The organism is Nostoc sp. NZL (assembly GCF_015714705.1).
In the GTDB taxonomy this organism is placed as follows: Bacteria; Cyanobacteriota; Cyanobacteriia; order Cyanobacteriales; family Nostocaceae; genus Nostoc; species Nostoc foliaceum_A.
Genome location: NZ_WBKL01000032.1, coordinates 1 through 14174, shown reverse-complemented (window position 1 = coordinate 14174; position 14174 = coordinate 1). Strand labels below are relative to the sequence as shown.

17 protein-coding genes are annotated in these 14174 nt (G+C 42.8%); 8 read left to right on the top strand and 9 right to left on the bottom strand.

The window, feature by feature from the left end:
• Positions 1 to 156: 156 nt before the first annotated feature.
• Positions 157 to 474, top strand: a complete 318-nt coding sequence (locus tag F8R90_RS04170) for a DUF3155 domain-containing protein (protein WP_041566316.1) — start codon at positions 157 to 159, stop codon at positions 472 to 474.
• 450 nt (positions 475 to 924) lie between these two features.
• Here F8R90_RS04170 and F8R90_RS04165 read toward each other — a convergent pair whose 3' ends face one another.
• Positions 925 to 1455, bottom strand: a complete 531-nt coding sequence (locus tag F8R90_RS04165; RefSeq protein WP_196509684.1) for a cofactor assembly of complex C subunit B — start codon at positions 1453 to 1455, stop codon at positions 925 to 927.
• A gap of 58 nt (positions 1456 to 1513) precedes the next feature.
• Positions 1514 to 1861 carry a PadR family transcriptional regulator gene (locus tag F8R90_RS04160; RefSeq protein ID WP_190892932.1) on the bottom strand — a complete coding sequence of 116 codons (348 nt, stop codon included), beginning with the start codon at positions 1859 to 1861 and terminating at the stop codon, positions 1514 to 1516.
• Between the two features lie 633 nt (positions 1862 to 2494).
• Between F8R90_RS04160 and F8R90_RS04155 the strand changes: the two genes are divergently transcribed.
• The 6 genes from F8R90_RS04155 (at position 2495) to rpsN (ending at position 7350) form a co-directional block, all read left to right on the top strand.
• Positions 2495 to 3073 (top strand): DUF3611 family protein, encoded by a 579-nt coding sequence (locus F8R90_RS04155; protein WP_190892930.1) that lies wholly within the window; start codon positions 2495 to 2497, stop codon positions 3071 to 3073.
• A 245-nt stretch (positions 3074 to 3318) separates the two neighbouring features.
• On the top strand, positions 3319 to 3453 hold the full coding sequence (locus F8R90_RS33335; protein WP_269141726.1) for a hypothetical protein: 135 nt from the start codon (positions 3319 to 3321) through the stop codon (positions 3451 to 3453).
• A 229-nt stretch (positions 3454 to 3682) separates the two neighbouring features.
• On the top strand, positions 3683 to 4963 hold the full coding sequence (gene serS / locus F8R90_RS04150; RefSeq protein WP_196509683.1) for a serine--tRNA ligase: 1281 nt from the start codon (positions 3683 to 3685) through the stop codon (positions 4961 to 4963).
• 131 nt (positions 4964 to 5094) lie between these two features.
• Complete coding sequence (rseP, locus tag F8R90_RS04145; protein WP_196509682.1) at positions 5095 to 6195, top strand: RIP metalloprotease RseP; 1101 nt, start codon at positions 5095 to 5097, stop codon at positions 6193 to 6195.
• Positions 6171 to 6860, top strand: coding sequence for an endonuclease III (gene nth / locus F8R90_RS04140; protein WP_196509681.1), 690 nt, complete (start codon positions 6171 to 6173; stop codon positions 6858 to 6860). The genes rseP and nth overlap by 25 nt, the downstream gene beginning before the upstream one ends.
• Before the next feature lie 187 nt (positions 6861 to 7047).
• Positions 7048 to 7350, top strand: coding sequence for a 30S ribosomal protein S14 (gene rpsN, locus F8R90_RS04135; RefSeq protein WP_196509680.1), 303 nt, complete (start codon positions 7048 to 7050; stop codon positions 7348 to 7350).
• 78 nt (positions 7351 to 7428) lie between these two features.
• Here the strand turns inward: rpsN and F8R90_RS04130 are convergent, their stop codons facing one another.
• On the bottom strand, positions 7429 to 7758 hold the full coding sequence (locus F8R90_RS04130; RefSeq protein WP_012410384.1) for a hypothetical protein: 330 nt from the start codon (positions 7756 to 7758) through the stop codon (positions 7429 to 7431).
• A 100-nt stretch (positions 7759 to 7858) separates the two neighbouring features.
• Here F8R90_RS04130 and aat point away from each other — a divergent pair, with 100 nt between their 5' ends.
• Positions 7859 to 8437 (top strand): leucyl/phenylalanyl-tRNA--protein transferase, encoded by a 579-nt coding sequence (aat, locus tag F8R90_RS04125; protein WP_196509679.1) that lies wholly within the window; start codon positions 7859 to 7861, stop codon positions 8435 to 8437.
• 189 nt (positions 8438 to 8626) lie between these two features.
• Here the strand turns inward: aat and F8R90_RS04120 are convergent, their stop codons facing one another.
• The 6 genes from F8R90_RS04120 to F8R90_RS04090 all read right to left on the bottom strand — a co-directional run bounded on the left by F8R90_RS04120 (position 8627) and on the right by F8R90_RS04090 (position 14015).
• On the bottom strand, positions 8627 to 9190 hold the full coding sequence (locus F8R90_RS04120) for a Uma2 family endonuclease (RefSeq protein WP_196509678.1): 564 nt from the start codon (positions 9188 to 9190) through the stop codon (positions 8627 to 8629).
• A 533-nt stretch (positions 9191 to 9723) separates the two neighbouring features.
• Complete coding sequence (locus F8R90_RS04110) at positions 9724 to 10533, bottom strand: DUF3598 family protein (protein WP_196509677.1); 810 nt, start codon at positions 10531 to 10533, stop codon at positions 9724 to 9726.
• Positions 10534 to 10572: 39 nt separating this feature from the next.
• Entirely contained in the window at positions 10573 to 11475 is a 903-nt protein-coding gene (locus F8R90_RS04105) for a cell division protein FtsX (RefSeq protein WP_196509676.1), read from the bottom strand.
• A gap of 324 nt (positions 11476 to 11799) precedes the next feature.
• Entirely contained in the window at positions 11800 to 13386 is a 1587-nt protein-coding gene (locus tag F8R90_RS04100) for a glucose-6-phosphate isomerase (protein ID WP_196509675.1), read from the bottom strand.
• Positions 13387 to 13498: 112 nt separating this feature from the next.
• Positions 13499 to 13756 (bottom strand): cytotoxic translational repressor of toxin-antitoxin stability system, encoded by a 258-nt coding sequence (locus F8R90_RS04095; RefSeq protein WP_099102182.1) that lies wholly within the window; start codon positions 13754 to 13756, stop codon positions 13499 to 13501.
• A gap of 61 nt (positions 13757 to 13817) precedes the next feature.
• Complete coding sequence (locus F8R90_RS04090; RefSeq protein WP_196509674.1) at positions 13818 to 14015, bottom strand: hypothetical protein; 198 nt, start codon at positions 14013 to 14015, stop codon at positions 13818 to 13820.
• Positions 14016 to 14174: the final 159 nt, after the last annotated feature.

The window sequence follows — 14174 nt, the reverse complement described above, 5'->3', positions numbered from 1 at the left end:
TCCTTTGGTGATTTTCTTTTCCCTATCTCCAAAGATATTAATTTTCTTACATTAAAAGCTTAAAAACTATTGATATTTTGAACTAGAACTTATATAATGACGACGGATTTTGTAGCTATCACTACAATCTATAGCTTGAAAGAGGAGGACAATAGATTGGCAAGGAGACGCAAAAGGAAGAGTCGTCGTCGTCAGGAAGGACGACGCATTTTGGAACATGTGCCTCAATATAGCATCGAAAGTGGCGAAGAAAAGCCTGTGACAGCAGCGAGAAGATTCATTCAAGCTGAAGGTATTTTGCCACCGGCTTTGCTACTCGTAAAGCGAAACGAACACACCACAGACCGTTATTTCTGGGCAGAAAAGGGACTGTTTGGTGCTCAATACGTAGAGGAAAATCATTTCTTGTTTCCTAGCTTGAGGGTGTTAGAACCTTCGCCAGGTCAAGAACCTCTTGCTTTAGCTAGTCGGTGAACTATAAATGGTCATCTTACGCATTGAATGTGGCTCCTGACTAACATTAACTGGCAAAATTGCTAAGTTTATGCAGAATTTAATTTTTTTTTAGTTTGGAGCTGATTTGCTTTTTAAGGCTAGTCCAGGTAGTTGGAAAGTCAACTTGTCTCAAACCACGCTATGTTGCATGGGTTGATACTATTTTGATGATGCAGAAGGGAGTGGGTATAGAGCCAAGCGCATCCAAAAGCGCTAGTGAAGTTGCGCTCTTATGCCGTAAATTGTTAACCAAGCTCTGTCAACGAATTTAAGTTAATGAATTTAAATTTTTCCCCACGACAAAAGTTGTGGGGAAAACTGACAAAGCAGAAGTCTTGATTTCCTCCTTCCTACTTTCCATTGCCTAAAGAGTAGGTCAGGTCAGAAGTCTGCATATCATAGTTAATAGATGGTCATAAAAACCAACAATTATTCAACAGCCTTGAGATGTAGAGTCCTCTGTAACTCACTAAGTTCATCTCGATGGCCAACTACAGTGATCTTACTTGAGGAGGTTTGTTCGCTCTGAGTTGTTTCTACTTTGAGCGACACCTTCTCAAGTCTTCCAGATTTTTTCCAATAAAATAGACCACTTAAAGGCGACAGCAGTACCATAGCCAAAACAAAGCTACTGAGCTTAGGAAAAAGCAGGTATACGACCAGAGATAGACAAATAATACCAGTAGCTGCCAGCAGAGTTAAAAATATAGCTAAGAACCAACTGGGGCGAACATTACCTTCAAAAGTCACTTTGTTTTGTTCTCGGTCTACCGCTGCCACTCGGTAAGATCGCGAGCGAAAATAATCTTTTAATTGAGACATTAAAGCAGCTTCGTCTTGCTCAGATACCATTTGCGCTGTTTCTATGCGGTCTTTAGTCGAGGCACGAATAAAGAAAAACAGCCCAACCGATAACAACAAGGTTAGCAGGAACGTAGATGGCAGAATAGCAGTATCCATAACTAATTGTTACTGTTTGACTGGAGGAGACTTATTCATTATCAATATCAATTATTCGTTACTTTGTCCTCCTGTTGATGTAATCTTGCCAAAGAAAAGCTAAATCCTGCGCTTGAACTTGCCACTCTGGAGAAACTTGGTACATCCGCCTGGGGCGTCCTCGTCCTTCCAGTTTCTTCCAATATCCAGTGATTGCCTTTTGGTCTTCCAGAAATTTGATTGCACTATAAAGTACGGTATCCGAAAGCCTAGAGGTGGGATATTCAGTTTCTAATTGCTCAATCAACTCGGTTCCGTAAGATTCACCTTGTAACAAAACAGACAGTATGTAACAAACTGCTACTTCCTGACAAAGGTAAGTTGGCGGAGGATTCTCAAAGAATTGATATATATCCTCAAGTTTCATGGTTAGTGAATGGCTAAAAAAATGCCTTAGGGTACGGTCTACAATCCTTGTAGTCAGTATACAGTGCTACCGCTAAGTGAATAACGTATATAAAGCTACTTAGAATAGATATCCATTGCGTAAATACCAAATAATTACCCACGCCTGTGAAGTTGTGGGACGAGTTTGCGAGTTTTAGAGGCACAAAATACTGTACCCCTACCCAAGCTCGATACAGTGTGGTGAGGAGCGAACAGAGCGTGGCGAAGTCACTATCTTGGTGTTAAGTGATGCCGAGCTGGTTAGAACTGCTTAAGCAATAAAATGCTATCGAAGAAATTTTACAGGTAAAATGCAATTTTGTCTGTAAAACTTAATAAACACTTTGTTTTACAGTGATTTTCCCAATGCCGATTCTCAAACCTTAAGCTAAGGGATATGTCTGGGTTAAAGCTGCTACGCCTGTAGACACACCTAAGTAGTAACCATTACTGATTTTCTGGATAAGAGAATCTCTTGCCCCATTTGGCAAGTGTGATAGTAAATTTATCAAAGAAGACGCAAAGACTAGGAAAGGGAGAGACGCAAAGTGCGATACCTCTCAACAAGGTTTTCCATGTCTTTTGAAAGCACCCAGCACATTGGTGATCAATTATGTCACAGACTCCCGATGCTCCATCATCTTCCTCAACTCTCCGGGCAATTGCCCAAACCTTTCGCCTTACAGGTTGGATTAGTTTCTGGATTCAGCTAGTACTAGGCGTTGTTTCTAGCATAATTGTGCTGCTGTTCGCCATCTTTAATCAAAGAACTGGCAGTCCTAGTAATAATCCTGGGACTGGCTTTGGCGTATTTTTAGCAATTTGTGGACTGGTTGTTTTAGCCGTAGGCATTTATTTAGCTTACCGTTACACTAGAATTGGCAAGCAATTGGAATCCTCTAATCCCAGCAACCGCCCTCGGAAAAGCGAGACAGTGCAAGTATTACGCTTAGGACTTTGGGTGAATTTAGGGGGGACGCTAGTGACTCTTTTGGGGGCGCAAGCGATCGTTGGAACATTAGTAGCAAGATCCATATCTCCTCAAGCTATAACTACCCAATTTTTTGACCCCACCCGAATTATCAGCGGTCTAGATATGCTTGTGGTACAGGCAAACACCAACACTGTCTCAGCGCACTTTGCAGGGCTTGTGGCATCGCTTTGGTTGCTCAATCGCATTAACCGACCTTAGAAAGCGGAGTCGGAAGAAAAGGTAAAAGTCAAAAATCAGCAATTCTTTTGACTTCTTTTCTTGCTTACTTTTTTCTCGTTTTCATAGTCCGTATAGCGAATAATTCAAATATGTTCATTGTACTTTTCCGAAATTATCAAATTACAGTGTGAAAACTAAACCAGCTACTTATTATTAGCACCCTTCTACAGAGTGATATTAGAACCTTACAAGGGTGAATTAATCTTTATTGGAGGTCTTACACTATGAAAAAACTAGAAATCTGGAAATTTGCCATACAAGTGCTTTTTAGTACTTTAATGATTGGATTGTGTAGTTCCTTAATCTTTATGGAACGTGATAATAGCCAAAACCAGGCAGTCTACTGGAGTGGTTTATGAGGTCTACTTGCCTACTGGCTACCCTCACCTGCGAATACTCAGGGGTCTGGAAAATCAGAGGAGTAATAGCAAATTTTGAATTTTGGATTTTGGATTTTAAATTTTTCTAGCCCTACCAAGATTGGCAGATCAAAATTTTTATGTTTGCTTTTCTGCTCATGGCAAGCCAAAATCAGTATATGCTGATGTGTTGGCAGGTAGATAATAGGCTAAAAACTGAGAAAAATCTGTGCTGGATATCAAGCAAATACGGGAAAATCCGCAATTAGTTCAAGAACGATTGAATAGTCGTAGTGGTCAATACGACATCGAACCGATATTACAGTTAGATCGGCAACAACGGGAACTTGAGGGAACGCGCAGCCAACTCCAAGCCCGGAGCAACGAAATCGGTAAAATTGTCGGGCAGAAGATTAAATCTGGGGTTAATCCTCAAGACCCAGAAATTCAAGCTTTGCGGGATGAGGGTAACTCTGTTAAAACTACGTTGAGCGAACTGGAACCCCAAGAAAAAAACCTCAAAGCTGAAATTGCCCAACTTGTGTTGGCACTTCCAAACTTGCCAAGCGACTCTACACCCCTTGGAAAGAATGAGGAAGATAACGTAGAAATGCGCCGTTGGGGTGATGAGTACATTCCCCAAAATCCCAATATTGTCCCTCACTGGGAAATTGGCGAAAAGCTAGGTATTCTCAATGTTGAGCGGGCTGTGAAAGTTTCCCAAAGTCGCTTTGTGACATTGATAGGCGCTGGTGCGGCATTGGAAAGGGCATTAATTCAATTTATGCTGGCTCTTCATACTCAAGCTGGGTATGTGGAAGTTAGTCCGCCACTATTAGTGAATACCGAGTCTTTGACGGCGACCGGTCAGTTACCTAAGTTTGCGGAAGAAAGCTTTAAATGTGCTGAGGATGACTTATGGCTGATTCCTACGGCTGAAGTTCCAGTTACAAATCTCTACCGTGGTGAAATTCTCGCTGCTGAAGACTTACCTATCTACCATTGTGCTTTTACTCCCTGTTTTCGCCGCGAAGCTGGTAGTTATGGGCGCGATATGCGGGGATTAATTCGCCTGCATCAATTTAACAAGGTAGAAATGGTGAAGTTTGTCGAACCCAGTACCTCTTTTGATGAACTGGAGAAATTGGTAGCGAATGCAGAAGCAATTTTACAGGCGTTGCAGTTGCCTTACCGAGTAGTAAATTTAAGCACTGGAGATTTGGGATTTGCCTCTACCAAAACTTATGATTTAGAGGTTTGGTTGCCCTCTTCTGGCAAATACCGCGAAATTTCTAGCTGTTCCAATACTATAGATTTCCAGGCGCGACGGGCTGATATTCGCTTCAAAGAGGCTGGGAAGAAAGGTACTCAGTTTGTACATACTCTGAATGGTTCGGGTTTGGCGGTGGGAAGAACGATGGCAGCAATTTTGGAGAATTATCAACAACCTGATGGGACGGTGAAGATACCAGAAGTGTTGCAACCTTATTTGGGACGTGAAATTTTGTAATTAGTTATTAGCAAGTAGTCATTAGTACTTTGTCTTTTACTAATGACTAATGCCCAATACTCCATACCCAATACCCAATGCCCAATTAGAATGGAGATAACTATAGCTTAATATTTTCACTAATTTGCTCTATGTCAGTTTTAGCAGCGATCGCAGTCTTGGCTGTTTTGATCTTAGTACACGAGTTGGGACATTTTGTTGCAGCACGTTCTCAAGGCATTCTCGTTAACCGTTTTTCTTTGGGTTTTGGCCCAGTTCTTTTTAAGTACCAAGGTTCACAAACCGAATATGCTGTCCGTGCTTTTCCCTTAGGTGGCTTTGTGGGCTTTCCCGATGATGACCCCGATAGCGATATTCCACCCAATGACCCAAATCTGCTGCGTAACCGTCCAATTTTAGACCGGGCGATCGTCATCAGTGCCGGAGTGATAGCAAATTTAATATTTGCCTATTTGGTGTTGGCTCTGCAATTGGGTATCGTCGGTATTCCCAAGGAATTAAACTATAAAGCTGGTGTCGCCGTACAGCCTGTTAATCAGGAATCTGTTGCCTATCAAGCAGGAATTCGGGAAGGAGATATTATTCTGGCTGTTAACGGTCAGGAACTCCCGGCTTCTGATAAATCAACTCCCTTGCTGACAAAAGAAATTCAAACTCATCCCAATCAGCAAATCGAACTGAAAATTCAGCGTGAAAACCAACAACAATCCCTGAAATTAACGCCAAAATTGGGAGCTGACGGCAAAGGTGTAATTGGTGTAGCACTTAGTCCAAATGCTACAGCAACTTATCGCCGTCCTAATAGTCCTTTTGAAATTTTTGGCATTGCTGCTAACAGGTTTCAACAATTATTTGTTGGTACACTCAGCGGTTTTGGCCAGTTGATTACCAACTTTCAACAAACTGCTGGACAAGTTTCTGGGCCAGTCAATATTGTCAAAATCGGTGCCAAATTAGCTGAGGACAATACCGTAAACTTGTTGTCTTTTGCTGCAATCATCAGCATTAACTTGGCTATTATTAACATTTTGCCTTTGCCAGCTTTGGATGGTGGACAACTTGCTTTTCTGCTGATAGAAGGTTTGCGCGGTAAGCCAGTGCCTGCGAGGATTCAAGAAGGTGTAATGCAAACCGGTTTGGTGTTACTCTTAGGGTTAGGAATTTTCCTGATAGTCAAAGAAACTACTCAATTAACTAGCCAATTGGAGTGGGTACAAAAATTGTTCCAGTGAGCATTACTCGCAATTTGTTATCTAAAAAGCAACGGGCAATAGAAATTTTAGTTCGCCTGAAGCGTCTTTATCCAGATGCTACTTGCTCTTTGAATTACTCAACGCCAGTACAATTGTTGGTGGCAACGATTCTCTCTGCTCAGTGTACTGATGAGCGGGTGAATAAAGTGACACCAGCTTTATTTGAGCGGTTTCCTGATGCTGCTAGTTTAGCGATCGCTGACTTAGTAGAATTAGAAAACTTGGTGCGTTCAACTGGATTTTATCGCAATAAAGCCAAAAACATTCAAGCCGCCTGTCGGATGATTGTTACCGAATTTAACTCTGTTGTCCCCAACCAAATGGAACAGTTGTTAAAGCTTCCAGGTGTGGCGCGGAAGACAGCAAATGTCGTCTTGGGTCATGGTTATGGCATTAATGTTGGGGTGACAGTAGATACTCACGTCAAGCGCCTCAGCGAGCGTTTGGGTTTAACTGAAGCAAAAGACCCCGTTCGGATTGAGCAAGATTTAATGGGTTTATTGCCGCAACCTGATTGGGAAAATTGGTCAATTCGACTGATTTATCACGGTCGTGCTATTTGTAAAGCCCGCTCTCCCGCTTGCGTCGCTTGTGAGCTTGCCGATTTGTGCCCTGCTGCGAATAAGCCAGTGGTTGTAGGGTAGTTTTGATCAAGAAGATCGATGCAAATACGAGGAGACGCAAAGAAAGAACTCTCTGCGTCCCCTTGTCAGCCTTAACCTGTATCGATCAATTTCAACTTGACAGACCAGTAAGCGCTACAAGTAACCCTAGAATTGATGGCGAGACTGTAGAATAGAAAATGCTGTCTTTAAACAAATTAAAAAATGTATGGCAAAAAAGAGCATGATTGAGCGCGAGAAAAAGCGCACCAGGTTGATAGAAAAGTATGCTGACAAGCGGGAAGCCCTTCTGGAAGAGTTCAGAAGTGCACAATCTCCCCTAGATAAGTTGGAAATCCACCGGAAGATTCAACAGCTACCCCGGAATAGTGCGCCCACCCGCCACCGCAATCGTTGCTGGTTAACTGGTCGTTCTAGAGGTGTTTACCGCGATTTTGGACTGTCTCGTAACGTGCTGCGGGAATGGGCGCATGAAGGTCTATTGCCTGGAGTTGTTAAGTCTAGCTGGTAAAAAGTTATGAGTGATGAGTTATGAGTGATGAGTTATGAATTGAGACAAACCTAACTCCTAACTCCTAACTCCTAACTACTATTGACCACAACACTTATCAATCCCCAGACTTTCTAAGAGTAGATCGCTGACGGCGTTAGCGATCGCAAACTCTCCGTAGAAACTATTGGAAAAATCATACGACTGCATCTCTGTGACAATGGCAATTACCAGAGAACCAAGGTCGTTTTCTCCTTCCATCCGTTGACGCACAAAAATCTGTGCTGCTCGTTGGGCAATATTTTGGTTTACTGCTTCGGGGATAAATTCTGTATCTAGCCACCGTTGTAAACGCTCTCGTAACCATTCACCTTCGAGCAACGGATTTTCAGGGGGTGGTAGGGTGATGGGTGGAATTGGTTGAGTCATTTTTTTTAACGCAGAGGGACGCGGAGGGAAACGCAGAGGAACGCTGAGGTTGACTGTTAGCATCAAATTGCGTTTCTCTAGTGTTTTTTTATATTTATTTATGCAATATGATATCGCCGCTATTGTTGAGGGCTATGCACAAGGCTATTTTCTCATGGCTGATGAACGCGATCGCCTGAGTTGGTACGGAAGTCGCGATCGAACTTTTATTCCTTTGGATGAACGGTTTCACTACCCCAAGTCTTTACAGCGTGTTCTGAATCAAGAGCGTTTTACAGTGGACATTAATCGGGACTTCCAAGCTGTGGTGGCTGGGTGTGCTGACAGAGAGACAACTTGGATTTCACCGGAATTGCAAAAGATTTACTGGCTGCTTTACCAGAGTGGTTATGCTTATAGTTTTGAAACTTGGCAGGGTGACGAATTAGCTGGGGGAATTTTAGGGATTGTTATTGGCGGCGCTTTCATTGGCGAGTCGATGTTTTATCGCATTCCTGAAGGCTCGAAGGTAGCGATGGTAAAGTTGGTGGAAAGATTGCGCCAGAACGAATTTGTGTTTTTCGATGCCCAAATGATGAATCCGCATTTGGAAAGGTTTGGTGCTTATCGGGTTGGGGATAAAGAATATCAAATGCTACTTAAGCAAGCGTTGCAACGCCGTTGTTCCTTAGTATATTAATTAGAGCTTTTGCAATATCTGCTGAAGCGTTAGTGCGATCGCTAATATTGTAGGTTCGGTTAACGCTAGGAAACCCAACATGTTTTTCCACTCACAATCTTAAACACTTTCAGTAGGAGAAGTGCGATCGCTAGGTTATCTGTGAGACGATACCTTGAGATTATTCGTGAAGAAATGGCGAAACTACAATCACTCCAGCAACCAGCTAAATAAACCTTCTACTGTCAGGCTGAAATCTTTAGCAAATTCTGGCACTGGTAAATGTGCTCCTAGTTCTTCGTAAAAACTGGTTGGTTGATCTGGCAAGTAGACAAACACAGATTGTTCTTCAGGATCAATCAGCCATCCCATCTGAGTTCCATGCTTCAGGCAATGCAGAATATTCTTGGTAACTTTAGTTTGACTTTGATCAGGAGATAGAATTTCAATTGTCCAATCTGGGGGAATAGAGAAGACATTAGCAACCCCACCATTTTCTTTGCGGGGAATTCTGTCCCACATAAACACAGAAATGTCAGGTACGATTGAGCGATTGCCAAAGCTACAGCGAAGCTCACAGAAAGCCCGCGCAATTTGTTTGGGTTTTACCACCAAGTTAATTGCAGGTGCTAACTCGGTCTGAATTGCGCTGTGTTCTCCTTGCGGCATCGGTTTTTGGATGATACGCCCATCAATGTATTCACTAGCAGGTTCTGTCTCTGGCAGATCCAGGAATTCACTTAGAGTCAGGGGTTTAGCAGGGGTCTGTACCATTTAAGGTTTTCTTACTAGGGGTAAGTTGTACTACTGCTATTTGTTATTTTACAGATGGATCAATCAGTTGGCGCGGTCGAACTTTGCCGTTAACCTGTTTAAGTTTTTGATGAGAGCAGCAGTTTTCAACGTTCAGTTGCCTTATTGATTTCATCAGTCATAGTCGAGAGCAACTAGTTATGGTTGTTAGCATAATGTCAACAAATAGCTCAATAGGCGTATGAAACTTAGAGCAATCATTCATTCAGCAGAAAAAGGCGGCTATTGGGCAGAGGTTCCTGCACTTCCCGGTTGCATTACTTAAGGTGACACGATGGAAGAAGTTATGGCTAATTTGAAGGATGCCATTAAAGGTTGGCTCGACGGTGCCAACAGCAGTAATGCAGTTAATTCAACCGATCAGGTTGTTGAAATTGCTGTATGAAATCCGTTTCTGGCAAAAAACTGTGTAAGATTTTGGAGCAAAAAGGTTGGGTTTTGCAAAGAGTTACTCTGAATTACCGGGGATAAGCGATCGCAGTCTAACAAATTCCTTACACCTTTTCTTCAGTAACTAATGTCAGATTAACCCATTCACCTTTATCGTTATAGCTGCGAATCATCCGCTGGCGCAGATTTGGCTGGATTAACCAACCCGCTTCCAAAAATAAGGGTTGACATAATTGCACCTTTAGAGGAGAAGTTGCAGAAGCGCCATCAGGTAACAATAATACTTGTACTTGCTTTTGGGAATCTTGGTCGAAGAGAATGATGGAACCTTTGATGGTAGCAGTTGAGGTAATTGTGCGTTCCCCAAAAGAGGTACTTTGAATTAATCGCCCAGTATCATCAAGTTGTATTTTCAAAGTTGTAGAGTAAATATCAGGCGATCGCAAATCTCGATATATTGTCACTGCTTTTCCTTGCCATTCTCCCAACAAGTCATTTATCTGCAAGGGTGGACGTTCTGCTGCTGCGGTTCCAGCTAGATGTTCTCGAATTAGAACTAGTCTACTTAGCTGACTAGTCTTATCAAATACTTGCACCAGACGTAAGCGGCGATTTCCATAAACAAAAGCAAGTTCTGCCCCAAATTCGGAAAATGGGCCTAGCTGAATTACACCTTCAGAAAATGAACCATTTTCAAAAAATAGGAGACCCCCTCCCACAGAACTATATTCTTTGACTAAATCATCTCGTCCTGAACGGCTTAGGGTTAGGCGCACTGTCTGGTTATTGTTCAAACCTTCTAGGGAAAGATGGCTAGGAGTATCGTTCAGAAGTGTACCTTCGGGAGAAAAATTGGTGAATGAACCTTCCCATACACCGAGATTTTGCAGAAAACATTCCCATTGCGATTTCATTGCGATTTCGTCCTTTGTCATTTCCCCCATGCCCAATGACTAACCTTTAGCAAAACGTCGGACAGCAAATAAGCTTCCCATTAATCCTACACCTGCACCGAAACTTAAAAGAATCAGGGGTAATAGTAAAATTTGGGCTGGAGTGAGTTGCACCCCGTTGGTGATAACTTGAATAAACTCGGGTTGATTGGCTAGCAACTTACCGAGAAACTGTTGAATCACAGAAATGAAACTCCAAGCGATCGCACCACCAACTAAACCAAAAGCAATTCCTTGTAAAATAAATGGCAGGTAAATCCAAGCAGACGTTGCTCCCACTAGTTGCATAATTTCAATTTCCTGGCGTCGTGCCATGACAATCAGGCGAATTGTCGTAGTAGTGACTGCGATCGCTGTTAAGGTCAAAATAATCGTAATTGTTAAAGTAATCCAGTTCAAACCTTGGTGCAATTGGGCAATACGTTTAACTGCTTCATCCACATACTGCACCGTATCAACTCCCGGTAACTTGGCCAATTGCGTTGCTAAGGTTGGTACAACTTGAGAATTACGCGCTTTTACCTTCATCTCATCAACTAAAGGGTTCTCACCTAGCTGCTGGGTAGCACCCTCAATATCAGAAATTCTCATTTCCTTAACTAACTTAGTCCAAGCTTGTTCTTTGGTAATGGTTTGCATCGCCGCTACCTCTGGCATTTTTGCGATCAATGACTCAATGCTTTCGGCTTGTGTATCTGGTTCGAGATAAACTGAAACTTCTAGCTGGCTACCGAACTGATAGAGAAGTTTTTCGACTTGCCAAGAGGTTTGCAAACTCAAGCCAAATAAAAACAGTAACACCGTAACAGTACTTACTGCTGCCCAATTCATCCAACCTCCCCGTAGTAACCCGAGGAAAGTTTCTTTCAGCAGGTAGTCAAGTTTCGTGAAAGATTTAAACACACATCACCCACCCTAAAATTTGAACAGTTTTGCGTCTATGCGTCAGATAACACCACTATTTATACTCGACAGCACAGAATTTACCAAAACTATTTATTTTTAGAACAAAACAACAGCTGGGACTTTTGGCTCATTGCAATTCAGAAATAGCGGTGGATAAATAAATTTAGTTGCTCTGTGGCATCAATCATGAATTATGAATTGGATACAGAATAGTGAAACATCCTAGACTGAAGATATATCTTCTATCTAGGATGCTTCACCATAAAAAATTGTTGCTGATACAACAATTATGGACAAAATGTGATATATAGACTAGAGTTATCAGCTAGCAGAAACGGTTAAACTGCCGGGTTTCTGAAGATCACCTTGCAAAACTACACCTCGCTGATTGGCATGGATATGACGCAAAATCTTGTAAATTGCCTCAACTTGCTCTGATGCGCCTGCCTTCTTTGCGAGTTCGTCAAGAGAAATGGGAGTTTTTTCTTTTTGTAGGACTGCTAACACTCGTGTTTGCAAATCGAGAATGGAAGCGGCTGCTTTTTTGCCAGCTTCTACGCCTGGTTGATGGTAGGCGTTGACGTTAACCAAACTAGCATATAAACCAACAGCACGTTCATACAAAGCAATTAATGCCCCTACAGTTCGGGGATTAACTTGGGGAATCGTGACTGTAATTGAATCGCGGTGATTTTCATAAAGCGCTTGTCGGGTTCCTTGAAGAAAACCGGAAAGATAATCGCCTGATGTTACTCCCGGATCTATTTCAGTGGATGGGCCCTGACGATCTTCCAACACTTCGATGAAAGTAGCAAAGAAATTGGCTACACCCTCACGCAACTGCTGGACATAAGCGTGTTGATCTGTTGAGCCTTTGTTGCCATAAACGGCGATGCCTTGATGGACAACATTCCCGTCTAAGTCTTTTTCCTTGCCCAAGGATTCCATTACCAGCTGTTGCAAATAACGACTGAATAAAAATAAGCTGTCCTTATAAGGTAGGACAACCATATCTTTTTCGCCCTTTCCGTTACCAGCAAAGTACCAAGACAAAGCAAGCAAGGCTGCGGGGTTATTTTTCACATCTGGGACGCGGGTAGCGTCATCCATTTCTTTTGCACCATCTAGCATGGCGCGAACATCAATGCCCTGCAATGCAGCTGGTACTAGCCCCACAGCAGACATTTCTGAGGTGCGTCCTCCTACCCAGTCATACATAGGAAATCTGGCCAGCCAACCTTCGTCTTTAGCCAGTTTATCAAGGTTGCTGTCAACGCTGGTAATAGCTACCGCATATTGAGCAAATTCTAAATTGTGTCCGGCGTAAGCTTTTTTAACTTCAATCATGCCGTTGCGAGGTTCCGGTGTTCCCCCAGATTTGGAGATCACCAATACCAAAGTGCTGGCGAGGCTATTTCGCAGATGATTGATCACGCGATCGATACCTGCTGGATCGTTGTTATCGATAAAGTGAAGTTTCAGGGGCGGGAAATCAGGAGCGAGAGCTTCAGCGACGAATTGGGGACCGAGGGCGGAACCACCAATGCCAATGGAGATAATATCCGTGAAGCGGCTTGCTCTGGGAGGATGAATAGCACCTGTTTGGACTTTTTCCGCAAAGGCTTCGATTTGTTCTAGGGTTTGGACAATTTCTTGTGTAAGTTCTGGAGTTGGCGCTAAATCAGGATTTCGCAGCCAGTAATGTCCAACCATGCGGTTCTCATCGGGATTTGCGATCGCACCCTTCTCCAGTTGAGCCATATCCGCAAACGCCTTGTCAAACTTCGGCCGCAACGAATCCACAAAGGCATCATCGAACCGCATTCGACTTACGTCTAAGTACAATCCCAATCCCTCGTGGAAATATAACCAGTTTTGGTATCGTTGCCAAAGTGCCCTAGCATCCATAGGGAAATCTCAAATAAAGTGTTTTTCAAAAACCAGTTTAATGGAAGGTTATAGCGATCCCTGCCTAGCCTTATACAGTTTACAGTTTTAAGTGTTCGCTTGACTCTTCACTTTAAACATCTGGCATAGGGATGACACGCAGAAATTTCACAATTTCCCCCCTAATTTCTATACCAATTAGGTAATTATCCAGGGTGAAGCGGTGAAAAATGCCTTCACTATCAAGCTGTCGCAGTTCTTTTAAATCAGTCAGTTGCCACTTTTGGGCTAACTCAATAAAGACAAAATCATGCACCCGCTCGTAGGCGGCAGGTTCTAAATTCTTCAGGTCTAACAAAAAAGACCTTGCATAGCGCATTTCCAGACTCACTAGGCGTTACCTTAACCAAAACTTCAGGGCCACTGGCACAAGAAAAGAAAGCGCTGCTGAATCAGAAGAACATCAACAGTCGTACCGCTTCTTCATGGGTTAAGATATCCCACGGTTGCTGCGATCGCTTAACTTGTTGTATCGCTTTAAGCATATAAAAGTCACAATGTAAAGCTTCGAGAACGTCCCAAATGTCTTGCAAATCTTCATCGGCTAACTGCTCGATTAAGTGATGCATTCTCAGTCGCAGCAAATTCATACGTTAATTGTTCCCTACCAGCAAACACCAACAATAAGTAGTATTCCCACAAAATTAGCTACGCTCAAGCTACGCTAAAATTTATTCGCTTAGTTAGTGGGGAGTAGGGAGTAGGGAGTAAGGGCACAAGCAAAAATAACGATTCCCCATTCCCCATTC

What these genes read in the sequence shown, in the direction of transcription:
- F8R90_RS04160 (WP_190892932.1), bottom strand. Translation starts at nt 1,861, where the DNA reads ATGAAACTTGAGGATATATATCAATTCTTTGAGAATCCTCCGCCAACT.
- F8R90_RS04110 (WP_196509677.1), bottom strand. Translation starts at nt 10,533, where the DNA reads ATGAAATCGCAATGGGAATGTTTTCTGCAAAATCTCGGTGTATGGGAA.
- rseP (WP_196509682.1), top strand. Translation starts at nt 5,095, where the DNA reads ATGTCAGTTTTAGCAGCGATCGCAGTCTTGGCTGTTTTGATCTTAGTA.
- F8R90_RS04155 (WP_190892930.1), top strand. Translation starts at nt 2,495, where the DNA reads ATGTCACAGACTCCCGATGCTCCATCATCTTCCTCAACTCTCCGGGCA.
- F8R90_RS04090 (WP_196509674.1), bottom strand. Translation starts at nt 14,015, where the DNA reads ATGAATTTGCTGCGACTGAGAATGCATCACTTAATCGAGCAGTTAGCC.
- F8R90_RS04120 (WP_196509678.1), bottom strand. Translation starts at nt 9,190, where the DNA reads ATGGTACAGACCCCTGCTAAACCCCTGACTCTAAGTGAATTCCTGGAT.
- F8R90_RS33335 (WP_269141726.1), top strand. Translation starts at nt 3,319, where the DNA reads ATGAAAAAACTAGAAATCTGGAAATTTGCCATACAAGTGCTTTTTAGT.
- rpsN (WP_196509680.1), top strand. Translation starts at nt 7,048, where the DNA reads ATGGCAAAAAAGAGCATGATTGAGCGCGAGAAAAAGCGCACCAGGTTG.
- F8R90_RS04165 (WP_196509684.1), bottom strand. Translation starts at nt 1,455, where the DNA reads ATGGATACTGCTATTCTGCCATCTACGTTCCTGCTAACCTTGTTGTTA.
- aat (WP_196509679.1), top strand. Translation starts at nt 7,859, where the DNA reads ATGCAATATGATATCGCCGCTATTGTTGAGGGCTATGCACAAGGCTAT.
- F8R90_RS04100 (WP_196509675.1), bottom strand. Translation starts at nt 13,386, where the DNA reads ATGGATGCTAGGGCACTTTGGCAACGATACCAAAACTGGTTATATTTC.
- F8R90_RS04130 (WP_012410384.1), bottom strand. Translation starts at nt 7,758, where the DNA reads ATGACTCAACCAATTCCACCCATCACCCTACCACCCCCTGAAAATCCG.